Origin of the sequence: Streptomyces sp. SAJ15 (assembly GCF_007595705.1) — a bacterium.
Classification (GTDB): Bacteria; Actinomycetota; Actinomycetes; order Streptomycetales; family Streptomycetaceae; genus Streptomyces.
Window position 1 is genome coordinate 666,479 of the sequence record NZ_NISY01000003.1, and the last position, 23,380, is coordinate 689,858.

Below are 23,380 nucleotides of genomic sequence, written 5' to 3' on the forward strand. Positions count from 1 at the left end.
TGCCCCCCGATGGCCCCCGTGCCCCGCTGGTCGTGCTTGTCCCTCCCTTAATGAGCACGTCCGATGGCCGCGAAAGGTTACAGATGACTTTGCGGAGGCTGTCCGGGGGCGCCGTACGGGCCGTACGGGCCGTACGGCTGGGCGCTCCAGGGGCCGTACGGCGGCTGCCGGTGTGGCGCGGGCGCCGACGCCTGAGTCTCGGCGTGGGGCGTCGGCATGGGCTGGGTGTGGGGCTGGCCATAGGGCCCCGGCGTGGCCGGGGGCATGGCCTGGGCGAAGGGCATCGGCATGGGCTGTGGCATCGGCGGCCGCGGCGGTCGCGGCGGGCGCACCGAGAGCGCCGCGTGCGCCAGCGCGGGCTGGGCGACCTCCCTGCGCTGCCAGAGCTGTTGGAGGAGCTCCCGTTCGCGGGCGGAGAAGTCGGGGTCCGCGAGGCCGCGGTGCGCGCGCTGGCGGAGCAGGGCCAGGGAGGTCGCGTAGGCGATGTACTCGCCGACCGTGCGGGCCGCCGCCGGGCCCCGGGAGCGGCGGGCGAGGTCGCGGGCGATGCCACGGGCCCGCATGGAGGACAGGGCGGGCGGCTCGGGCGGGGTGAGCCAGCCGGCGGCCTGGTAGGTGGTGAGCTGGGCGCCGACGGCGCCCAGCTCATTGCCGCGCGACCAGATGGTGAGCCAGGTCAGCAGGCCGAAGAGGGGGACCATGAACAGGGCGTAGACGGCGAGGAAGCCGTAGCCGCCGAAGGTCGCGGAGCCGTTCCAGACGCCGTGGAGGACCATCGCGGCGAGCAGCGCGGCGATCGGTATGAGGATCCGGCGGGCGCGCTGCCGCTGGGTCGCCACGGCCGCCAGCCCGAAGCCCACTCCGGTCATGGCGGTGAACAGGGGGTGGGCGAAGGGCGACATCACCGCGCGTATGAAGAAGGTCGCGGCCGTGGTCGAGCGCAGCCCCGAGTAGCCGAACTCCTGGTCGCTGACGAACGCGGTGCCCAGGTAGAGGATGTTCTCGGTGAAGGCGAAGCCGGTCGCCGTGACGCCGGCGACGACGACGCCGTCCACGATCCCGTTGAAGTCGCGTCGCCGGAAGAGGAAGAGCAGCAGTACGGCGGCGGCCTTGGCGCTCTCCTCCACGACCGGGGCGACGAAGGTGGCGCCCCACGCGTCGGCGTCCGCCTCGTCGTCGGGGGATGACTCGACGATGGTCGTGGTCAGCCACTGGGTCGCGAAGCCGTTGGCTATCAGCGCGACCAGCGTCGCCGCGCAGGCGCCCCAGGCGAAGGCGAAGGCCAGGTTCCGCCAGGGCTTCGGCTCCACGCGGCCCGCCCAGCGGAAGGCCGCGAGGAGCAGCGGCACGGGCAGGGTGGCCAGCCCCAGACCCACCAGGAAGCCCTTGGTACCGGTCTGCTCCCGGACGAGCGCCAGGATGACCAGCCCGGAGAGGGCGAGGAGGACGACGAGTCCGGTCGCCCGGAGCGCCTTGTTGCCCCACAGCGCGGCCCAGCGCGTCTGGCGCGGTGGACCGCCCCAGCCCGCGCCCCCTGGTCCGACGGCCCCGTGTGGCTGCCGCGCGTACGCCGGGACCGGCGGGGCGGGCTGCCAGGGCTGCTGCGGCTGCTGTGGGGACGCGGGTTGATGCACTCGATGACCCTAACCAGGAGGGAGAGTGGGGGACTCGTGGATTATCCCCGGCAGACACCGGTCTCCTCATGCCGCCTCGGGCGACCGGGTGACGGACGGGCCCCAGACGGATCGACCGTACGTCGGCCGGCCGTGTGTCGGCCGGCCGACGCGGTGGAGGTCGGGGCCCGAGCTCCGGACCCGAGTTCGGAGCCTGGGGTGTCGGGGTCTGGGGCCGGGCCCGTCAGTCCGACGTACGACGGAAGATCAGGTCGTGGACGACATGGCCCTTGTCCAGGCCCTGGCCCTCGAACTTCGTCAGCGGCCGGAAGTCGGGGCGTGGCGTGTAGCCGCCGTCGGGCTGGGTGTTCTCGAAGTCCGGGCTGGCGGTGAGCACCTCCAGCATCTGCTCGGCGTACGGCTCCCAGTCGGTCGCGCAGTGCAGCAGGGCGCCGGGCTTGAGGCGGGTGGCGGCGAGCGCGACGAACTCGGGCTGGATCAGGCGACGCTTGTGGTGGCGCTTCTTGGGCCACGGGTCGGGGAAGTAGACCCGCATGCCGGAGAGCGTGACGGGCCGCAGCATCTCGCGGAGGAGGATGATCGCGTCGCCGTTGGCGACCCGGATGTTGGACAGCCCGTTCCGCTCCGCGAGCGCGAGCAGGTTCCCCTGGCCGGGGGTGTGGACGTCGGTCGCGAGTATGCCGGTCCCGGGGTCCGCGGCGGCCATCTGCGCGGTGGCCTCGCCCATGCCGAAGCCGATCTCGAGGACGACGGGCAACTGGGGGTCGCCGAACAGTTGACCGAGGTCAAGCGGTTCCAGCCCGTCGATGTCGAGGCCCCACTGCGGCCACAGACGGCGCAGGGCGTCGCCCTGCCCCGGGGTGACGCGGCTGCGCCGGGGGCGGAAGGAGCGGATGCGCCGCTCATGGTGCGAGCCCGCGGGGTCCGCGACGGGGCCGCCGGGGAACATCGGCTGGCTGCGGTCGCGCGCTCCGCGCGGCACGCTGGGAACAGCGGCGCTGGGATCGGCGGCGGTCTGGTCGGCGGCGGTGTGATTCTCGGACACAGTGTTTCGATTCTACGGTCGGCCGACACGGCCCTCGGTCGGCCGACCGAGGCCGCGGCAGACCGGGAGCGGGACCCCAGGCACGCATGCCCTGCCCGGCGGCGGTGTCGGGGCGACGAGGCCGGTACGGTCGGCCCGCCGCAGGACCGGACACGCCCCGCCGCGGACACGCCCCGCCGCAGGCATGGCCCCCCGGGCACGGCCGGCCCCCGGGCACGGCGGATACCGGGGTACGGCCCGCCGCAGGACTGGCCCGCCGCAGGCGCGCATGGTTCGCCCCGGGCGCGGTTCGCCCCTAGCGCGGCCGTTCCCGGCCCCGTGGCTCGTCCCGGGCGCCGCTCAGGCCGCCAGCGCCGCCAGGACCCGCCGGGCCACCTCGCGGCCGATGGGGAGCGAGGCGGTGGCCGCGGGAGAGGGGGCGTTCAGCACATGGACCATGCGGGGGGACTCGGCGATGAGGAAGTCGTCCACGAGCGTCCCGTCCCGCAGCACCGCCTGGGCGCGGACCCCCGCGGGGGCCGGCGTCAGATCGTCCGCCGTCACCTCGGGAAGCAGCCGGCGGACCGCGGTCGTGAAGGCGGCCTTGGACAGGGAGCGCTGGAGCTCGCCCGCCCCGTAGCGCCAGTGGCGGCGGGCTATCCGCCACGAGCCCGGGTAGGCGAGCGTCTCGGCCAGCTCGCGCGGGCGCACCGTATGCCAGGCGTACCCCTCCCTGGCCAGGGCCGGGACGGCATTGGGCCCGATGTGGACGCCGCCGTCGACGCCGCGGGTCAGATGCACGCCCAGGAAGGGGAAGGCGGGATCCGGAACGGGGTAGACGAGGCCGCGCACGAGGTGGGCGCGGGACGGCGACAGCGCGTAGTACTCGCCGCGGAAGGGGACGATCCGCATGCGCGGGTCGTCCCCGGCCAGCCGGGCGATGTGGTCGCAGTGCAGCCCCGCGCAGTTGACCAGCATCCGGGCGCGCAGCACCGTCCCGTCGGTCGTGCGCACGGCGACCGCCGCGGCGCCCCGAGCGGTCGATCCCGCGCGGGTGTCGAAGCCCCCGCCCGTCCGCCCGTCGAGCACGGCCACGGCCGATTCGTCGACCGCGGCCCGCCGTGGGGCGGCCGAGCCCGTCGGGCCGTCGTCCACCGCCGCGTAGTCACCCCCGGAGGCGCCGCTTCGGACGGTGGCGCCGCCTGCCGGCGGTGTCGCGCCGCTCCGCGCCCGGACGCCGCCGCTCCTCGTGCGGCGTCCGATGGTGCGCACCTCCGCCCCGTACCGCACCGAGGCGCCCGCCTCCTGGGCCAGCTCGGCGAGCCGGGCGGCCACGGCCGCGAAGTCGCAGACACCGGTGGTGCCGACATGGATGGCGGCGAGGCCGCGCACATGGGGTTCGTACTCGGTGATCTGGGCGGGGCCCAGCTCGCGCACCGGAATGCCGTTCTCCCGGCCGCGCTGCACGAGGGCGTGGAGTCGGGGCAGCTCGGCCCGCTCCGTCGCGACGATGAGCTTGCCGGTCACCTCGTGCGGGATGGCGTGCTCGGCGCAGAACCTCACCATCTCCGCGGCACCCCGCACCGCGAACCGCGCCTTCAGCGAGTCCGGCCGGTAGTAGATGCCGCTGTGGATGACGCCGCTGTTGCGGCCGGTCTGGTGGCGGGCGGGGCCCGCCTCCTTCTCCAGCACCACCACGTCGATGCCCGGGGCGGCCCGCGTCAGCGCATACGCGGTCGACAGGCCGACGATCCCGCCCCCGATCACCAGCACATCGCAGTCCAACGCCGTCACACCACCACACCTCCCCCCGCGCCTCGCCGCTCAACCGCTCCCCGACGATCACTATCATGACCCGCCCCACTGACAACGGGCCCGAACAGGACGAGATCACGCCCCTCGCGGGAGATCACGCCTATCGGTGATCACCCCCTACGCCGTTGATCCACGTCGGGTGATCACCTCGGGTGCGCCCGGCCGAGGTGGCGGTCGGCCACCCCGAGGCGACGGGCGGGCGCGGTCGCCGAGCGCGTACGGTCCCCGGCGGACATGGGGCGACGGTCGTCCCCGCGCGCCGGACGCACACGGTCGACGCGCCGAGGGCGCCCGGTCGACGCGGAGGACGATCATGCCGGAGCGACCAGCAGCGGCCGCGCCCGCTCCCGCAGCTCCATCACCCGCGGCTCGTCCCCGTAGGGCTCGAGCCGGTGCAGCAGATCGCGCACGTACTCGGTGGTGCGCGCCGAGGAGATGCGGCCGGCGACCTCGACCGCGCGGGTGCCCTGCGCGCACGCCGCGTCCAGGTTGCCGGACTCCAGCTCGGCGACGGCCGACACCACCAGCCGCAGCCCGTGTGAGCGGACGAACTCCTCGGTGGGCCGGGCCAGCGCCTGCTCCGTGAAGCGCCGCACCTGACGGGGGAGGCGCAGGTCGCGGTAGCACTCGGCGGCGTCGGCGGCGAACCGCTCCTGGCTGTAGAAGTCCAACCACGACGGGTCCGGATCGCCCGCGCGGGCGCGCTCAAGCCACCCCTCCGCTGCCTTGAGCGCGGCCCCACAGGCCGGTCCGTCGCCGGCCTTGGCCTGGGCGCGGGCCTCCACGAGGCGGAAGAAACTCATCGTCCGGGCGGTGGCCAGACCGCGGTTGCGCTCCAGGGCGGCCTGGGCGAGGTCCACGCCCTCGTCCGCGAAGCCCCGGTAGGTGGCCTGCAGGCTCATCGACGCCAGCACATAGCCGCCCAGCGGCACATCGGCCGCCGCGCGGGCCAGCCGCAGCGCCTGGATGTAGTAGCGCTGCGCGGCCTCCTGCTGCCCGGTGTCGAAGGCCATCCACCCGGCCAGCCGGGTCAGTTCGGCGGTGGCGCCGAACAGGGCGCGGCCGACCTCGTCGCTGTAGGAGCCGAGCAGCAGGGGCGCGGCGTCGACCCGTAGACACTCGGGAACCATGGACGAACGCCAGTCGCCGCCGCCGTACTTGGAGTCCCAGCGGCGCGCGTCCTCGGCCGCCTCCCGCAACTTGGTGACGTCGCTGTGGCCCACCCGCTGGGGTAAGCCGTCCGCGCTGTGGACCTCGGCCTCTTTGGGCTCCCGCGCGACGGAGCTGTCGGCGGGGGATATCAGCCATCGTGAGGCAGGGGTGGCGTACGCGCTTACTGCGAACGATCCGGCCAGGCTCTGCCAGATGCCGCCCCCGCCGCGGCGTCCGGCCAGATCCAGCCGGTAGAGCTCGGTGGCGCTGCGCACGGCCTGGCCTATGTCGCGCGGGAAGGCGAGGCCGACCTCGGGCGCGGGGTCGGCGTCGGCGAGGCCGATCTCGTGCAGCGGCACCGGGCGACCCAGCTTGGAGCCGATGGCGGCGGCGATGAGATGAGGCGCGGCGCCCTGCGGGACCATGCCCTTCGACACCCACCTGGCCACCGACGTCTTGTCATAACGAAGTGTCAGGCCCCGTTGGGCGCCGAGGTCGTTGACCCTGCGCGCGAGCCCGGCATTGCTGATCCCCGCGAGGGCGAGAACGGTGCCGAGCTTCTCGTTCGGCCCGCGTGGCTCCCTGGACATGCGCACCCCTCGAACAGCACCGACGGCCGCCCCGGCATAGGCACGGGGCATTCGTAAACCCAGCGTAGTTCGCCGCATCCCGACCGTTAAGAGGTGGTGTCCCGGATGGCGAGATTCTTGTACGAACGGGCGTGCGGCGCGGGGCGTGTGCTCCCGGTGTGTGTGGCTGTGCGCCCGTGTGTGCGCTCTGCCTGGTCTCTCACGGGAGCGTTTCCATGGGTGGTGCGTGGGTCGGCCCGCTGCACTGGAGCCAGTGGGCTGGGGGACGCCGCCGCCTCATTCCCCGCGGGCGGCGGAACGGTCCGGGAGGCGAACGCGCCTCCCGGACTGTGGCGTTGGGCCACCGCAAGCCCATGGCGAGCGCCTCGGCAGATTGGCCGAATGACGCTCATCGAGGCCGGGCTCCGCGGCGGGCCGGGGAGGGGGAGGCCCGGCGCGGAAGCCCCTTGTGTCACCACCGAGTCATCACCTCTGATGACATTCGCATCCTTGCGCGCGGCCGCGGACGCGGGCTCTCGCGCGGGCCACTCGTGGCAGCATGGGCCCCAGCGGGAGCGCCGTCGTGCGCCGGCGGAGAGAACGGCGGGAGCGGGAAGCGCGCCATGAACCGCCCCGCGCGGCGCGCGCGTCAGAGCGCGGGTCCGCTGGGGCGTCGTTGACGTTGTTGACCGAGTGTTGCCCGGATGGATGCCGAAATCGTCGACGTGCTGTGCATGATGGCTGCTACTTCTTGGTTGTCCACAGCCTGTGGAGGCGGCGATGCGGTGGTTGGTGGGGTGGAGCAGTACCGCCTCGGGGGCCGCCGCGGCCGATGGCGGCGCGGTGCAGCCGGTGGGCGCCCAGCTCCTGTGGGCCGACCCGGATCCCCTGTGGGCGGTCGGTGACTGGCGCCCGGACGAGGTACGCGTCGTCCAGGCCGACCCGTTCACCCGGCTCGCCGTCCTCGGCTGCTGCGCGGCGAGCGACGAGGAACTGCGCGTCGGGCTGTTCGCCGCGCGGGGCGGCGCGCTGCGCCATCTGACCGCCTGGCCCGGCAGCTACACCGCCGTCACCCAGGTCGGCCGTCGCGTCACCGTGGTCGGCGACCTGGCCGGGGCCCGCCCGGTCTTCCACGCCCCCTGGGCGGACGGCACCGCCTACGCCACGGCCGCCCTTCCGCTGGCCGACCTCATCGAGGCGCAGCTCGACGTCAGCCATCTCGCCGCCCTCCTGGCGTGCCCCGACTCACCGGAGGCCGTCGGCGACGGCACGCCGTACGCCGGCGTGCGCCGGGTGCCTCCAGGGCACGCGCTGATTCTGCGGGAGGGCATCCGCGACATCGTCGGCTACGAGCCCATCGCCTCGCTCGCCGTGGCCGCGCCCCAACTCGACGCGGACAAGGCGGTCGACGGCGTACGTGACGCCCTCGTCGACGCGGTCCGCGCGAGGCTGGCCGCCCCGCGCCACGCCCCTCATGTCGACGTCCGCCTGGATCCCGGCCCGGTGCCCGGCATGGGCCCCGCGGACCGGCGGGCCGCGCGGGGCGTGCCCGCCCCCGGCGTGGGCGCCGACCTCTCCGGCGGCAGCGCCTCCGGCACGCTGGCGTTGCTGGCCGCCGGGCTGCCGGGGATGCCGGGGATGCTGGGCCACGGCACCGAGGCCGGCGAGCGGCTGCTCGCCGTCACCTTCAACGACCTGGTGCCGGACGCGGGCGGCGGGCGGGCCCGCGAGGCCGAGCTGGAGCGCGCCCGCGCGATCGCCGCCAACCCGCGGTTGCACCATGTGGTCGTGGCCGCGGGCACCGAGGCGCTGCCGTACGCCGCCCTCGGCGGCGGACCGCTCACCGACGAGCCCGGGCCCTCGCTGATCCTCGCCGAGCGCCACCGCCGCCGGTTGGCGGCGGGCAGCGCGGACCACCTCGTCGGGCACGGCGCGCGCCAGGTCATCGACGCGCACCCGGCCCGCCTGGCCGACCTGCTGCTCGACCGGCGCCGCCGACATCTCCTGCGCCCCGCCACCGCCTTGGCGCGCGCCGACGGCACCACCGCCTACTCCTTCGTCGTGCCGTTCACCGTCTACCGCGCGGCACGCCGGTTGGCCCGCACGCCCTACCGGGAAGGCGTCCAGGCGGCCGCACACCGCCTGTTGGAGCGCCGCGTCGCGGGCGACCACGGTCCGGCGGGCGGCGCGGACGCCGTCGCCGCCTCGCTCGCCGCGCTCACCTGGTGCAGACCCGGTCCGGCCGCGCGCTGGCTGACGGGTGAGGCCCTGGCGGAAGTATCGGTTCGTCTGGAGGCGGCGGCAGCCCGTCCCGGTACGCTGCGCCGCCCCGGCGAGCGGCGGGCCGACGCGGCGCTCGCCCGCCACGCCGCCGACCACCGGGTGCTCGAACAGGCCGCCGAGGTGCGCAGCCAGCGCCTCCACGCGCCGTTCCTCGACAACCAGGTCGTACGCGCCTGCCGCGCGCTCCCCGAGGCCCTCCGTGTGCAACCGGGGGCGCGTGCCGCGGTCTTGCGCGCCGTCCTCGCCGGTGCCGGCATCCGTGAACTCCCCACCGGCTGGGGCGCCACCTCCCACGCCTCCCACAACGCGGCCGTACGGGCCGGACTCACCGCCTCCGTCGGCGAACTGGTCGACCTCTTCCGCGCCCCGCTGCTGGCCGACGCCGGCCTGGTGGAGGCGCGTGTCGTGCGGAAGGCCCTGCGGGCGGCCGCCGAAGGCGAGCGACTGCCGTTGGACGGCCTGGCCGAGCTGGTCTCCACCGAGCTGTGGCTGCGGCGGCTGTTGGCCCGACGCGGCACCTGCTGGACCGGGACGGCCGCGCCGCGACAGCGTGCGGTCGCCGGCGGCGTGGTCCCCCGCCCCAGTCTGTGAGCGCCGAAGTGGCTGCGGTCGTCCCCGGGGCGTCGCCGGGGTGCGCCGGCCGCCGGGCCCGGCGTGAGAGCGACAGCCGATGAGCCCGGGTCGCACCGGGCGCGGGTACGCCGGTCCGAGCCGGACCGGCGTGGCCACGCCGCGGCGCACGGCCTCGAGGCCGCCCGCGTGCGCCATCCCCGCCGCAAACCCGACACGTCCCCGAGCTTGCACATCCCCGAACCTGCAAGTGCCCGCGCCCGCACGTCCCCGAACCTCCAAGTCCCCGAACCGCACGTCCCTTCCGCGCCCCGCGCCTCCCGTCTCATCCCCTGCCACACCGACCACCGCCGTGGTGGAACGCACAGGGGTTGTCCACAGGCCCCGGCGCTTCCTCCCGTGACCGGAGACAATGACCACCGTGCGGTATCTCATCCTCGGCGCCACAGAGGCGCGCGACAGTCATGGACAGCCCGTGCCGCTCGGCGGCGCGCGGCTGCGGGCACTGCTGGCCGCGCTCGCGCTGCGGGCCCCGCGTCCCGCCGCCACCCCGGTCGACGTGCTCATCGACGAGGTGTGGGGCGACGATCCCCCGCACGACGCCCCCGCGGCCCTCCAGGCGCTGGTCGGCCGGCTGCGCCGGGCCATCGGCAAGGAGGCCGTCCGCTCCGCCCTCGGCGGCTACCGCCTCGACGCCACCGCCGACGATATCGACCTCTTCCGCTTCGAGCGCCTCGTCGACGAGGGCGGTCGCGCCCTGGACGCCGGAGACGCGGACACCGCCGCCGTCACGCTTCGCGCGGCGCTCGCCCTGTGGCGCGGGCCGGCCCTCGCCGACCTCCCCGACCGGGAGGCGGCCGCCGCCCGCCCCGAGGCCCTGCGGCTGACCGCGCTGCACCAGCGGGTGGCGGCGGATCTCGCGCTCGGACGGGCCGTGGAGGTCGTGCCCGAGCTGCGCGAGCTCGTCGCCGGCCATCCGCTGGACGAGCCGTTCCACGCGCAGCTGATCCGGGCGCTGCGCGCCGCCGGCCGGTCGGCCGACGCCCTCGCCGCCTACGAGGACGCGCGCCGGTCCCTGGCCCACCACCTCGGCGCGGACCCCGGCGCGGAGCTCCAGGCGCTGCACCAGCAACTGCTGAACGGCATCGACCCGGCCGCTCCGCCCGCCGCGGCCGCCCCCGCCCCCGCGGCGCTCGCGACGCCGCCGCGCTCGGCGGCCCCCGGAAACCTGCGCGCCCGGCTGACCAGCTTCATCGGCCGCCAGCGCGAGGTCCGTGCCCTCCGGACGGAGCTCGACGGCGCCCGACTGGTCACCCTCACCGGCCCCGGCGGCTCCGGCAAGACCCGGCTCTCGGAGGAGACTGCCGCCACTCTTGCGGGCGACGACTACCCCGACGGCGTCTGGGCCGCCGAGCTCGCCCCGCTCGACGACCCGCGTGCCGTGCCCGGCGCCGTCCTGAGCGCGATCGGCCGCCGCGACACCACCCTCCTCGCCTCGGGACTCGAGGGCCGCACGAGCGGCCTGGAGGGCGCCGACCCGACCGCGCGGCTCATCGAACACTGCGCCCAGCGCCGCCTGCTGCTCCTCCTCGACAACTGCGAGCACGTCATCGACGCCGCCGCCCGACTCGCCGAGGCGCTGCTCGCGCACTGCCCGGGCGTCACCGTGCTGGCCACCAGTCGCGAGCCGCTCGGGGTGCCCGGGGAGACCGTGCGCCCCGTGGAGCCGCTGCGTCCCGCCCCCGCCCACCAGCTCTTCGCCGAGCGCGCCGCCGCCGTGCGCCCCGGATTCGACCCCGCGAGCGACCCGGAGACCGAGGCCGCCGTCGCCGAGATCTGTCGGCGGTTGGACGGGCTGCCGCTGGCGATCGAGTTGGCGGCTGCCCGACTACGGCTCTTGACCCCGCGACAGATCGCGGACCGACTGGACGACCGGTTCCGGCTGCTGACCAGCGGCAGTCGTACGGTGCTGCCGCGCCAGCAGACGCTGCGCGCGGTCGTGGACTGGTCCTGGGAGCTGCTGGACGAGCGCGAGCGCACCGTGCTGCGCCGGCTGTCGGTCTTCGCGGGCGGCTGCGACCTGCCCGCGGCCGAAGCGGTCTGCGCCGACGAGGACGCCCCCGGCGGGGCCTTCGGGGCGGCCGAGCCCGCCGTCGCCCCCGCCCGGTCCATGGGCGAGCCCGCCACGGTCGACCGCACCGGCCCCGAGCGGCTCACCCGCGCTCAGGACCCCGCCCAGGACCCCTCCCCGGAGCCCGTCCGGGACCCTGACCCGGGCCCCGACCCGGACTCCGACCCGGAGGCGCCCGGCGTGCGGGTCCGGCGCGAGGAGATCCTCGATGTGCTCGGCGCCCTGGTCGACAAGTCGCTGCTGGTGGTCGGCTATCCCCAGGGCATCGGCGGTGACCCGGGCGAGGCCCGGTACGGGATGTTGGAGACCATCCACGAGTACGTGAGCGAGCGCGCCGCCGAGCACCCCGCCGCCCGGCGCGACCGCACCGCCGCCGTCCGCCGCCACATCTCCCACGTCCGCGCCTTCCTCCACACCGCGGAGCCCCGTCTTCGCTCGGCTGAGCAGCTGCCGTGGCTGCGCCGTGTGGAGAGCGACATGGACAACATCCGCGCCGCCCTGCACCGGGCGCTCCTCGCGCCGGACGTCGACGCGGCGCTGGCGATCGTCTTCGACATGGGCTGGTTCTGGTGGCTGCGCAACTACCGGGACGAGGGCGCCTCATGGGTCGCCCGCACCTCCGAGCTGCTGGCCGCCGCGGGTACGGACGAGGGCGGAGCGGACGAGGGCGAGGCGCACTTCTGGGACCGGCTCGACCTCGAACTCCTCCGCTACTTCCTGCTCGCGGAACAGCGCGTCGAGCACGAACTGCGGAGCGAGAAGGCGCTGGCCGGAGCCGAGCGCATCCGCAAGGCCTACGGAGGCAACCCCGGTCCGCGCGCCGCCCGGTTCCCGGGCCTGATGTGGCCCTTCGCGGCCTTTCTCGTCCACGGCCTCCGGGGTGTGGCCCCGCTGATCGACACGGCCGTGGCCAACTGCCGGGTGCACGGTGGCGACTGGGCCCTCGGCGTGCTGCTGATGTTCCGCACCCACATCGCCATCGACCTGCCCGGTGGCGTCACGCGGGCCAAGAACGACTGGGGGGAGCTCCGCGAGCTCAGCAGGCTGGTCGGCGACCGCTGGATACTCGCCCAGGTCGAGGGCGCGAACGGCGAGATGGCGACGGCGTACGGCCGGTACGCCGAGGCGCGCGGATCCTATGAGGAGGCCCTACGACTCGCGCGCGAGCTCGGCGCCCACACCGAGACGCCCTTCCTGATCACCCGACTGGCCGATCTCGCCTGTCACGAGGGGGATCTGGAAGGGGCGGTGAAGCTGCTGGACCGCTCTGAGGAGGAGGCGGAGCGCTACGGGGTACGGGACGCGCGCGCCTTCAACCGTGCGCTGCGAGCCCTGATCGAGCTGCTCAACGACAATGTGGCGGCGGCCAGGACGCTGATCGAGCAGGCCCGGGGCGTCGGGCTCCAGGCCAGCCCGCCCCCGCAGTTCTGGGTCCTGGTCGAGAGTCTGGACGCCCGCATCACGGCGAGCGAGGGCGATCTGCGCGGGGCGCTCTCGAAGATCCGCTCCGCGCTTCGCAGCGGCCTCGAATCGAGCAGTACGGAAGTGGTGCTCGCGTCGCAGGCGGAGACCGCCGGCTATGTGCTGGCGAGTCTGGGGAAGCACGCGCTCGCGGCGCGGATGCTGGGGGCGGCCGACGGCTGGCGCGGCGAGCTGCCCCGCTCCGGGGCGCTCCAGCGCGATGCCGCGATGGTCGAGCGGACCGGACGCGCGGCGCTGGGAGAGGCGGCGTTCGAGGCGCTGCGCGGCGACAGCCGAGGACTGTCGGTGGAGGAGTGCATAGCCCTGCTCCGTGGGCTGGAGGACGGCGAGCGGCCGTAACGGCGCGGCGGCGACCTACGGATGGCCACGCCGACCGCCGATCGTGGATGGCGGGCCGAGGGTTGCGGCTCGCGGGTCGCGAGGGCCCGCACCGGGGCCCACGCCCGCGAGTCAGCCGTCACGCGCGGGCGGCGGGCCGTGGCCTGTCGTCGGAGCCGCGCCCACCCGTCACCCCCGCTGCGCGCCGTCGGCTGGGAGCCGCGGCTTCCCCACCGCGCGCGGTGATGCTCTGGGCTGGAAGCCCGAGGGGAGCGCGAGACCTGGAGGCCCCCGCCCCGACCGCGGATTCTTCGAAGGGCCAGGGGCGCAGGACTGGGAGCCCCGGCGCCCGGAGCCCCAGGAGGCGCGGGCTAAGAGCAGCTGATCCGGGACTCCGCCCAGTCGGCCAGCGCCAGGCCGTGCCCGGGCGGCCCGTGCGACTCGACCACCAGGCGGATGGTGGAGCGACCGGAGAGGGGCACATGGACCGGCTCGGCCGGATCGCCGCCGCGCACCACCCCGGACCGCCACAGCCGCTCCCCGTCCGCGTAGACGGAGAACCGGGCGGCGCCGAGCCCCAGCATCGTGTCGTCGATGCCGACGACGGCGTCGTATGCGGAGCAGGGCCGGTTGAGATCGATGGTCACCGACGAGGCGGCGTGCACGGTCACCCCGTGCCCGTACCGCTCACCGCCGATGGACATGCCCCGCCGCTGCCAGAGCCAGGTGCTCTCGCGGCCCCGGATCTCCGGTTTCGTGCCATCCCCGAAGCGTGCGAACCGCAACTGGCTGAGCGGATAGGACGTGGGAGGCTCGGGCTCAGGTTCGGGCGTGGGTGTCCGGGTGGGGGATGGGGTCGGCGACGGCGCCGGGCTGGTCGGCGTCGGCGTCGGGGCGGGGGTACGGGTCGGGGAGGACGTCGGCGTGGGGCTGGGCCGCGGCTCGGAGGGGGCGGACGGCGTCGGCCCGGGCGGCGTGGGACGAGGCGTCGGCGTCTTCTCCGAAGCGGAAGGAGTGGGCTGAGGGGACGCGCCGGCCGACGGGGTCCGACGGTCGGCGGGCGGCGTCGCGGCATGGGCCGGCCCCGCCTTCGGCCCCGCGGACTTCGACGGACTGGGCTCGGGCGTCGCCGGCCCCGGCAGCTCCGGAGCGGCGGGCGCGACCGGCCCGGCCGTGGTCTTCTTGTCGCCGTCCCCCGAGGTCAGCGCCAGAGCCGTGGCGGCGGCCACGACGACCACGCCGGCCGCGATGCCGAGCTTCGCCACGGCACCGAGCCCCTCGACGACGCCGGCTCCCGCTCCACCCCCGCTTCCGGCACCGGCGCCCGCACCGGCCGCCGCGCCCGCACCAGAGCCGGCCGTGCCCGCCCCGGCGCCCGCACCCGCCCCGGAGCTCGCGCCGGCTGCAGCGCCCGCACCCGCACCGGCGGCTCCCGCCACCACCCCCGCTGCCTTGAGCGAGAAGTCGGCGGCGAACCAGCCGACGACGGCGACGGGCAGCACGGCGCGCAGTCGCGCGTTGACGTCCGCGACCTCCAGCGCGGCCATGCGGCACCGCGCGCAGTGGTCCAGGTGTTTGCGCAGGCCGAGCTCGGCGCGCGAGCGCAGGCCGCCGCGCGCGTAGGCGCCCAGCCGGTCGGCGAAGCGCGCGCAGTCGCCGCCCTCGGTCAGCGCGCTGCTCACATGCGCCTGGAGGTAGGCCTGCTTGAGCTTCTCCCGCGCCCGGTGCGCCAGCACCGCGGTGGCGTTGTCCGACAGCCCCAGCAGCGGGGCCACCTCGCGCGGCGACTCCTCCTCGACCGTGGTGTGCCAGAGCACGGTCTGGTAGCGCTCCGGCAGGCTGCGGAAGGCCCGCACGGCCATGGACTGTTCGGCCTGGTGCATCGCCCTGACGTCCGCGCCCAGGTCATGGGTGTCGGCCGTGGCGGCGGGCCGGGCGGCCTCGGCGGCGAAGGTCGCGAAGTCCTCGACCAACTGCTCCCGTTTGGCCGACTTCCCCCATGCGGCGGCGACCCGCCGCACCGTGGTGAGCAGATAGGCGCGGACCGCGGTCTCCGGTCCGGCGCCACCGCGCACCGCCTGGAGCGTGCGGGCGAACACCTCGGCCGTCAGATCGTCGGCGGTGTACGCGTCGCGGCAACAGGTCCGGGCGTAGCGGCGCACCGCGTCGGCGTGACGCCGGTACAGCTCCTCGTACGCGTCGTCGTCGCCGTCGCGCAGCCGCGCGACCAGCTCGACGTCGGACGCCACGGGGTCGGGCGACGGACCGGGCCGCGGTGTCGATCCCGCGTCGCCCGACGAGCCCGTCCCCGGCTCCGGTCCCGTAGCGTCCCAGGGGCCGGAGTCGGCGCCGGGACCCGGTCGCCCACCGACGCCCGCCGGAGAACCGGAACCGCCGGCGCGGCCGAGGCCACCGCCGCCGCTCAGCGGTTCCCGCTGCTGGGGCACCTGGGGAGCGGGAGCGCCGTGTGCGAGGGCACGACGGATCTCGGGACCGCCGGCCTTGCGGCGCGCATGACGTCCGCGCCCACGACGGCCGCCGGAGTCATTGCCGCCGGAGTCCACGCCGGCCGAGTCCACGCCCGCCGCGCCCTCCCGGCGTGAACCCGCGCCGTCAGAACCCGTCCCGCCCGATGTCGTCCCGCCCGATGTCGCGCCGTCAGGATCGGCACCGTCAGAACCCGCGCTCGTCGGCTCCACACCGCCCGACGCCGCGTCACCCGCCACGGCGTCGCCCGCTGGGGAGCCGCCCGTTTCGGGGTCGGCGGTCCACTCGCCGCCATGTGGGTCATCCCACCCGCCACCACGCATAAGGGAAGCTCCCGAACCGGCCGACACGCCCGAAAAACCGGGCTAGTACCGGGCAAGCGTGCCACAGCCGTCGAGCCGTGCTCCCCGCGCGGTCCGGGCAACCACCCGTCCGGGGCGAAAGGGCGTATGCCAGCACTACCGTTCACTCGTACGGGGAAGACTCGGTGAACGCGTCTTCCGCGTACGAGCGAACGTCCTCACTTCATGGTCAGGCCGTGGGCCGCGACCGCAGACCGTCCAGCAGGATGTCCAGCAGCCGTGCGGAGGCCGCCGCCTGCTGTGCCGCGTCCGGCAGCGACGGGGCAGCCGTCGCGATCACCAGCAGAACGTCCGCGACCGTCACATCCGCGCGGAGCTGACCCGCCGACCGTGCCCGCTCCACGAGCTGGCCCACGACGTCCAGCAGCGCGGCGACCCCCGCGTCGTCCCGCTCGTCCTGCACCGCGGTCCGCTGTTCGACCAGGCGCAGCTCCGGCTGGCCGCCCGATCCCGGCTGCCGCTGGTGCGGCACCCGGGCCTCCTCCGCCTCCACGTCCACGCCCACCCGCAGCACCTGCGGCGGCAGCAGCCTGCCAGCGCCGGACGCCACCGAGGTGCGCAGAAAACGGGAGAGCGCCGACCACGGCTCGTTCTCCTGACCCAAGGCGGCCCGCGCCTGGTCGGTCAGCCGGGCCGTCTCCTCCTCGGCTATGCGTCGGACCAGCACGTCCTTGCTGGGAAAGCGGCGGTAGACGGTGCCCACCCCGACGCGGGCGCGACGGGCCACGTCCTCCATCGGCGCGCCGTACCCCAGCTCGCCGAACACTTCACGGGCCGCGCGCAGGACGTGCTCCAGGTTGCGCTGCGCGTCGACACGGAGAGGAGTGCTACGGCCGCCGTTCCCGTCCGACGACGCAGCGATGGCCGTCGACCAATGAGAACCCTGAATGTGCATATGTAATCCCCCGGTAATGATGTCTCCCCCCGGAGACTCCCCGCCCTGACCGTCGAGGCGGTCTCAACACCCCGACGAAGTACGAACATAGTTGAGCCCAGGTCAAGAAAGAAGGGGGTAGTTCCGCACAGACCGCCCCCCGATCGGAGTACGGGCCCGTTCCCTCCCGTTTCCGTACCCGTCCGCGCCCCGCTACTCCCGCGCTGACCTGCGAACTTTGCGGGCGTCTAGGCCGAACGGCGGTACCGGAGCACCCGCCACCGCCGGTCACACAATTCGTCGAGCCTGTGGACAAACGCGGGTCGCGCGTGCGTCATGGGAGGGTGAAGGAACCTGCGCGCATTCTCGTTGTCGGCGGTGGCTACGTCGGGATGTACACCGCGCTGCGTCTCCAGCGGAAGCTCAAACGGGAGCTGAGGCAAGGCGCCGTACAGGTCATCGTGGTCGACCCCGAGCCCTACATGACCTATCAGCCCTTCCTGCCCGAAGCGGCTGCCGGCTCCATCTCGCCCCGACATGTCGTGGTGCCGCTGCGCCGCGTGCTGCCGCTCTGTCAGGTCGTCATCGGGGCCGCCACCGAGATCGACCACGCCGAGCGCACCGCGACCGTGCGGACTCTCGCCGCCGAGGAGGAGGGGAACGGCGCGATCGCGATCCACTACGACGAGCTCGTCCTGGCCCCCGGCTCCATCTCCCGCGCCCTCCCGATCCCCGGCCTGGCCGACTACGCCATCGGCTTCAAGACCGTCGAGGAGGCCATCGGGCTGCGCAACCACGTCCTGGAACAGATGGACATCGCCTCCTCCACCCGTGATCCGGACGTCCGGGACGCCGCCCTGACCTTCGTCTTCGTGGGCGGCGGCTACGCCGGCGTGGAGGCCCTGGGCGAGCTGGAGGACATGGCCCGCTACGCCACCCGCTACTACCACAACATCGCCCCCGAGGACCTCAGGTGGGTCCTCGTGGAGGCGACCGGGCGGATCCTGCCCGAGGTCGGCGAGGAACTGGGCCGGTACACCGTCCGCGAGCTGCGCGGCCGCAACATCGACGTACGCCTGGACACCCGCCTGGAGTCGTGTGAGAACCGGGTCGCCGTGCTGAGCGACGGCTCCCGCTTCCCCACCCGCACGGTGGTGTGGACCGCCGGCGTCAAACCCCATCCCATCCTGGCCGCCACCGACCTGCCGCGGAACGACCACGGCCGGCTGGTCTGCACCGCCGCCCTCACGGTGGACGGCGTCGAGCACGCCTGGGCGGCCGGGGACGCCGCCGCCGTACCGGACATCACGGCGGACGAGCCGGGCACGATCTGCGCCCCCAACGCGCAGCACGCCGTGCGCCAGGCCAAGGTGCTCGCCGAGAACCTGCTCGCGACCCTGCACGGCCGGCCGCTCACGGACTACGCGCACAAGTACGTGGGCTCAGTGGCCTCGCTCGGCCTCCACAAGGGTGTCGCGCATGTCTACGGGCGGAAGCTGAAGGGCTACCCCGCCTGGTTCATGCACCGCGCGTACCACCTCAGTCGGGTGCCGACCTTCAACCGGAAGGCGCGGGTGTTCGCCGAATGGGCTCTCGCCGGGCTCTTCAAACGTGAGATCGTCTCGCTCGGCTCGCTGGAGAACCCACGTGCCGAGTTCGAACTCGCGGCGGGCACCGGTCGCCATCCCGAGGCCAGTTGAACCGCCGCGCGGCGGAGTCCGGAACTCCCCCCGCGCGGCCACCGTCTGACGGATGTCAGTCCGGTCCGCCACACTGGACGTGTGACCATGGGTGGGCTCACATCTACGAAGAGTGACAATCCTGCTAAGGCTGACCATCACGAGGACCTGGACGTTTGCTGCACTCCCCCGGGGATCGCACCCCATACGCCGCCGCCCGACCGTCCGACGCCGCTGACCTGCTGTTCCGCCATGCCGCCCGACTCTCACAGGCCGGCGTGCCCCGCTGCCGCGCCCGCCGCGCGGGCTCCGGCGAGAAGCGTCGCCACGACGGTCGCGCGGGTCGGGAGAGCGGCGACGGGGCCAGACGCGGCTGACGCCGCCGGAGCCGCTCCGGGCGCCGACCCCGACCGCCATCCCATGGGCCGCCCCTCATCACGACACCGCGAGGCAGACCTCAGTGAACTTCACGCGCTGGAGCGCCCGGCTCCCCGGAACACAGCGACGCGCCGCCGCGCGGGCCGACCGCGGCGCGGGTCGGTCGGCGTCCTCGGCCCCGGCCGGCGGCGGCTCCGTACCGGCGGCCCGGGGCGAGCGGGCCGACCCCGCCCACCCCGGAGCTGAGGCCCCGGCGACCGCCCCGGTCGGCGCCGTCGACCCCGCGCGGCTCGTGCCCACCCTCGACGGGCTGTCCGTGCCCGACGTCCTCGGCCATGTGCCGGCCCTGGTCGCCGTCGTCTACGGCCCCGAGCACCGCATCGCGTACGTCAACGACGCCTATGCCGCGCTCTTCGGTCCCCGCGCCCCCGGAGCCCCCGCCGGCCAGGCGCTTCCCGAGCTGCGCGAGCTGGGTCTGCTGCCGCTGATGGACCAGGTGCTGCGCAGCGGCAAGCCCCGCACGGTCAAGTCCCGCCGGGTCCCGCACGGCGGCTTCCCCAGCCCGCACGCCATGCCATGCACCGAGGCGGCGTCGGACGAGTCGACCGAGCAGGAGCCCCGCGCGGCGGACGTGGCGGTGGGCGAGGAGCCCCGCGCGGCGGTGGACGAGGAGGCGAGCGGTGCGCCGGACCAGGAGCCCGGCACGGTGGCGGACCAGCAGACGACCCCGATGGACGCGCTCGAGCCCGTCGAGCCCGCCCCTGACCACGCCGCGGGCCTGGCCCCGGACCGCGCCGAGGCGGCGGACGGGCCGGGCGCCGTTCGGCCGGACGAGCCGTCCGCCCCGCCGGGCGAACCGCCCACCGCGCGGGACGACGCCCCGCCCGCCGGTCCGCGCGCCGCCACCGCGATCGCCACCGGACGGTCGGTGATCGTGACGGGGGCCGCGATGCCCGGCGGAACCGTGATCGCCCCGGCCTGCTCCGTACGGTTCCCGCGCGGCGCCGCGCGGGGGCCGGTTCCGACGGCCGGCCGACGGTCGCGCGACGGCTACTACACCTTCACCTGCACCCCGATCGAGGTCGCCGCCCCCTCGCCCACCGCCGCCGCGTACCGCGGAGTCCTCATCTTCGGCGCCGACGTCACCGACCAGGTGGAGGCCGCCGAGCGGCTGCGGGCCAGCGAGCGCCGGCAGCGCGAGGCCGCCGTCACCCTCCAGCGCAGCCTGCTGCCGCAGGAACTGGAGCAGCCCGACGACCTGCGGGTCGCCGCGACGTACCAGCCGGGCGGCACGGACGCCGCCGTCGGCGGCGACTGGTACGACGTGATCACCCTCGGCGCGGGCCGCACCGCCCTGGTCATCGGCGACGTCATGGGCCGCGGGGTGCGGGCGGCCGCCGTGATGGGCCAGCTGCGGACCGCCGTGCGCGCCTACGCCCGGCTCGACCTGCCGCCGCACGAGGTGCTCCAACTCCTCGACGGCCTCGCCGCCGAGATCGACCCCCATCAGATCGCCACCTGCGTGTACGCGGTCCACGACCCCAACGAGGGACGTCTCGTCTACGCCTCGGCGGGCCATCTGCCGATCCTGGTCCGCGAGCCCGACGGCAGCGTGCACCGCGCGGAGGAGCCCACCGGCCCGCCGCTGGGCACCGGCGGCTGGCTGCACACCTCCGGCTCGGTGCCCCTCGGCCCCGGCGCCAGCGCTGTCCTCTATACGGACGGTCTGGTGGAGCGGCGTGACATGGACATCGACGCGGGCGTCGCCGCGCTGGAGCGGGCCTTCGCGGGGGCGACCGGTTCCCCGCAGGTGATGTGCGACCGGCTGATCCGCGCCCTGGGCATCACCGCGGAGCACGACGACGACGTCGCCGTGCTCGTCCTCCAGCATCCGGCCCGCACCGGCCACGACGCGGAGCTCTTCCACAACGCCGCGCTGGAGCTCCTCGGCGGGGTGGAGGCCGCTCCCCGCGCGCGGGCCTTCGCCTCGGGCGTCCTGGCCAGCTGGCGCTTCCCGATGGAGCTGCGCGACCTGGGCGTGCTCGCCGCCAGCGAGCTCGTCGCCAACTCGCTCCAGCACGGCACGCCTCCGATGCGGCTGAGGCTGCGGCGCACGGACCGGCGGCTGATCATCGAGGTGACGGACGGCGACGACCATCTGCCGCGGCGCCGTCGCGCGGAGCCGGTGGACGAGGCGGGGCGCGGCATCTCGATCGTCGCGACCATCGCCTCCTCCTGGGGCTCGCGCCGCACTCCCGGGGGTGGAAAGGCGGTCTGGTGCGAGTTCGCCCTGCCGGAGGGGTGACCCCGCGGGGCGGGCGGGAGCGGAGGAAGCCCGGACCGGCCCGCCCGGGGAACGGCCGGCCCCCGATGGTCGATCAGACGGCGGCGGGCACCGGCTTCGCGGGCGCCGGCTCCGTCGCCGCGCTCCGCGGCGCGGGCACCGGCGCGGTGGCGAGCGCCCGCAGCGGGCTGTCCTGGGCGGGGCTCAGTCGCTGGCCGAGCCGCAGCGCGAGCGCCGTGATGCCCAGTGAGCAGAGGACGAGCATCAGGATGTACGCCACGTACATCCCGGCGCCCGCCAGCAGCCCGCCCACCGCCGGGCCGACCGCCAGGGCCAGCTGCTTGACCAGGGCGAACGCGGAGTTGTACTGCCCGAGCAGCGGCGACGGGGCCAGATCCGCGACCAGCGGGGCGATGGTCGGCGACAGCATCGCCTCGCCGAGCCCGAAGAGCGCGTACGTGGAGATGATCGCCGCGGTCGCGATCGCGCGGCTGTCGTGCACCAGACCGGCCGCGGCCGCGACCAGCCAGGCAACGGTCCAGATGAGGCCGACGAGCGCGATGACGCGGCTGCGCCGGTGCCGCTCGACGAGCCGGAGCACGACGAACTGCGCGATCACGATTACCGCGGTGTTCGCGGCCAGGGCCACGCCCAGGGTCGCCGGGGAGATCCGGGTGACCTCGACGGCGTAGGCGGCCAGGCCGGCCTCGAACTGTCCGTAGCAGGCGAAGAACATCACGAAGCCCAGCACGCACAGCTGCACCATCGCGCGGTCCGCGAGCAGCGCCCGCCAGCCGCCTTGCGCCCGGTCGTCGGAGGGCACCGGGTCCTCGACCCGCGGCACCTTCGGCAGCCGGACGGTCGCGACCGTCGCCCCCAGGACCAGGAACATGACGGACTCGATGGAGAAGAGCCGCACGAAGCTCGACGGGTCCGAGGTGTCGACCAGCAGCCCGCCCAGCAGACCGCCGACACCGAGGCCGAGGTTGTTGAGGAAGAACTGCATGGCGAAGGCGCGCGAGCGGGTCGCGGTGGTCGAGCACCAGACGATCATGGTGGCGAGCGCCGGCTGGATCACCGCGATGCCCGCGCCGAGCGCCGCGGCGGCCAGCACGACGAGCGGCTCGGTGGCGGCGAGCCCGAGCCCCATCGATCCGGCGGAGGCGGCGATCGTGCCCGCGACGGCGACGGGCAGCGGCCCGCGGCGGTCGATCACCCGACCGGTGAAGGGCAGCACGACCAGGGCGGCCACGGCGAACGTCGCGAGCACCACGCCCGCGGTGCTCGCCCCAAGCTCCCGCACCTGCGCCACATAGATGAAGAGGAACGGGACAGTGAAGCCGTTGCCGAACGCGCTCAGCGCGTTGCCCAGCTGAATTCGACGCAGCGCGGCGCCCATCGCGGTGGTCACACTCACCTACCTAGGTCGAAGCGTCGGCCAGGCGACGCATGGAGGTCGGACAGTCGAAGCTTGAAGACTTCAATCCTAAAGTTCGAAGCTAAAGAGTACACATCGAAGGACTTCAAGTCGAATGAGTTACGTGCGATACTTCGCGGCATGCCTGACACATCCGTCCCGGGCCCCGGCCCGGCCCCGGCCCCCGGGCCGGCCGAGCCGAGCCTCGAGGAACAGATCGCGGCCTACCAGCGCGAGTTCCAGGACCTGGATCCCCAGGTCGAGAAGGTCGTCTCGGCGCTCTCCCGGCTCAACCGCCGCATGAGCGTCGCGTACGGGCGCCAGACCGCGACCCTCGGCATCAGCAACGCCGAGTGGGAGGTCCTCAAGGCACTGGTCCTCTCCGGCGCTCCGTACCGCCTGGGACCCGGTGAGCTCGCCAAGCGGCTGGGACTCACCCCGGCCGCCATGACCCACCGCATCGACCGCATGGCGGGCGAGGGGCTGGTGACCCGGGAGCGGGACGAGAACAACCGGGTGCGGGTCATCGTCGAGCTGACGGACGAGGGACGCGAGAAGTGGCTGGAGGCCATGCGGATGGCCTCGGGCTTCGAGGAGGACCTGCTCCAGGACCTCACGAGCGAGGAGCGCGGGCAGCTCGGCGAGCTGCTGCGCCGGGTGCTCTGCCGGGTCGAGGAGGCCCAGCCGGACGCCGGTGGACGGCTCAACGACCTGAGCTGAGCGGCTGGTCGGGCGAGGGTTGACACGGGTCTACCCGATGCGTAGTGTTCTCCGGGTTGCCACGGGGCCGGAACGGTTCTGCGGGCGACATTCGAGCCGCACCGGCGGCACATCACCACTGCACGGCCCCTGATCGGGAACGACTTCGGCATGCCGAAATTCGAACCGAAAAGCTCGATTATGAGCTTCCAGGGAAATCCG

General features: G+C 74.7%; 12 protein-coding genes. 5 read left to right on the forward strand and 7 right to left on the reverse strand.

Going from position 1 to position 23,380, the window contains the following annotated elements; genetic code table 11:
• Positions 1-77: 77 nt before the first annotated feature.
• The 4 genes from CD790_RS13135 to CD790_RS13150 all read right to left on the reverse strand — a co-directional run bounded on the left by CD790_RS13135 (position 78) and on the right by CD790_RS13150 (position 6,215).
• Positions 78-1,634 carry a PrsW family intramembrane metalloprotease gene (locus tag CD790_RS13135; RefSeq protein WP_144383331.1) on the reverse strand — a complete coding sequence of 519 codons (1,557 nt, stop codon included), beginning with the start codon at positions 1,632-1,634 and terminating at the stop codon, positions 78-80.
• Between the two features lie 223 nt (positions 1,635-1,857).
• The gene (trmB, locus tag CD790_RS13140) at positions 1,858-2,679 is read right to left on the reverse strand and encodes a tRNA (guanosine(46)-N7)-methyltransferase TrmB (RefSeq protein WP_399217427.1); all 822 of its coding nucleotides are present in this window, start codon (positions 2,677-2,679) and stop codon (positions 1,858-1,860) included.
• Between the two features lie 339 nt (positions 2,680-3,018).
• Positions 3,019-4,452: an L-2-hydroxyglutarate oxidase gene (gene lhgO, locus CD790_RS13145; RefSeq protein WP_144383332.1), complete on the reverse strand. Its 1,434-nt coding sequence runs from the start codon at positions 4,450-4,452 to the stop codon at positions 3,019-3,021.
• Positions 4,453-4,784: 332 nt separating this feature from the next.
• Positions 4,785-6,215 carry an MFS transporter gene (locus tag CD790_RS13150; RefSeq protein WP_144383333.1) on the reverse strand — a complete coding sequence of 477 codons (1,431 nt, stop codon included), beginning with the start codon at positions 6,213-6,215 and terminating at the stop codon, positions 4,785-4,787.
• A 759-nt stretch (positions 6,216-6,974) separates the two neighbouring features.
• On the opposite strand from CD790_RS13150, the gene CD790_RS13155 reads away from it, so the two are divergent.
• Complete coding sequence (locus CD790_RS13155; protein ID WP_144383334.1) at positions 6,975-9,068, forward strand: asparagine synthase-related protein; 2,094 nt, start codon at positions 6,975-6,977, stop codon at positions 9,066-9,068.
• Positions 9,069-9,468: 400 nt separating this feature from the next.
• Positions 9,469-12,999: a BTAD domain-containing putative transcriptional regulator gene (locus CD790_RS13160; RefSeq protein ID WP_144383335.1), complete on the forward strand. Its 3,531-nt coding sequence runs from the start codon at positions 9,469-9,471 to the stop codon at positions 12,997-12,999.
• Between the two features lie 350 nt (positions 13,000-13,349).
• On the opposite strand, the gene CD790_RS13165 is transcribed toward CD790_RS13160, so the two are convergent.
• Both CD790_RS13165 and CD790_RS13170 read right to left on the reverse strand, forming a co-directional pair.
• Entirely contained in the window at positions 13,350-15,425 is a 2,076-nt protein-coding gene (locus tag CD790_RS13165; protein WP_399217431.1) for a sigma-70 family RNA polymerase sigma factor, read from the reverse strand.
• Between the two features lie 571 nt (positions 15,426-15,996).
• A complete protein-coding gene (locus CD790_RS13170) occupies positions 15,997-16,722 on the reverse strand; it encodes a TetR/AcrR family transcriptional regulator (RefSeq protein ID WP_144383337.1) in 726 nt (241 codons plus the stop codon).
• 371 nt (positions 16,723-17,093) lie between these two features.
• Between CD790_RS13170 and CD790_RS13175 the strand changes: the two genes are divergently transcribed.
• Together CD790_RS13175 and CD790_RS13180 are read left to right on the forward strand one after the other, a co-directional pair.
• Positions 17,094-18,401: an NAD(P)/FAD-dependent oxidoreductase gene (locus CD790_RS13175; protein WP_399217455.1), complete on the forward strand. Its 1,308-nt coding sequence runs from the start codon at positions 17,094-17,096 to the stop codon at positions 18,399-18,401.
• Between the two features lie 439 nt (positions 18,402-18,840).
• Positions 18,841-21,063 carry a SpoIIE family protein phosphatase gene (locus CD790_RS13180; protein WP_144383339.1) on the forward strand — a complete coding sequence of 741 codons (2,223 nt, stop codon included), beginning with the start codon at positions 18,841-18,843 and terminating at the stop codon, positions 21,061-21,063.
• A 73-nt stretch (positions 21,064-21,136) separates the two neighbouring features.
• On the opposite strand, the gene CD790_RS13185 is transcribed toward CD790_RS13180, so the two are convergent.
• Positions 21,137-22,453 carry an MFS transporter gene (locus CD790_RS13185; protein ID WP_144383340.1) on the reverse strand — a complete coding sequence of 439 codons (1,317 nt, stop codon included), beginning with the start codon at positions 22,451-22,453 and terminating at the stop codon, positions 21,137-21,139.
• Between the two features lie 147 nt (positions 22,454-22,600).
• Here CD790_RS13185 and CD790_RS13190 point away from each other — a divergent pair, with 147 nt between their 5' ends.
• A complete protein-coding gene (locus CD790_RS13190; protein WP_144383341.1) occupies positions 22,601-23,179 on the forward strand; it encodes a MarR family winged helix-turn-helix transcriptional regulator in 579 nt (192 codons plus the stop codon).
• Positions 23,180-23,380: the final 201 nt, after the last annotated feature.

Coding starts and splice junctions, on each gene's coding strand:
- CD790_RS13155 (WP_144383334.1), top strand. CDS start 6,975: ATGCGGTGGTTGGTGGGGTGGAGCAGTACCGCCTCGGGGGCCGCCGCG.
- CD790_RS13150 (WP_144383333.1), bottom strand. CDS start 6,215: ATGTCCAGGGAGCCACGCGGGCCGAACGAGAAGCTCGGCACCGTTCTC.
- CD790_RS13170 (WP_144383337.1), bottom strand. CDS start 16,722: ATGCACATTCAGGGTTCTCATTGGTCGACGGCCATCGCTGCGTCGTCG.
- CD790_RS13190 (WP_144383341.1), top strand. CDS start 22,601: ATGCCTGACACATCCGTCCCGGGCCCCGGCCCGGCCCCGGCCCCCGGG.
- CD790_RS13175 (WP_399217455.1), top strand. CDS start 17,094: ATGTACACCGCGCTGCGTCTCCAGCGGAAGCTCAAACGGGAGCTGAGG.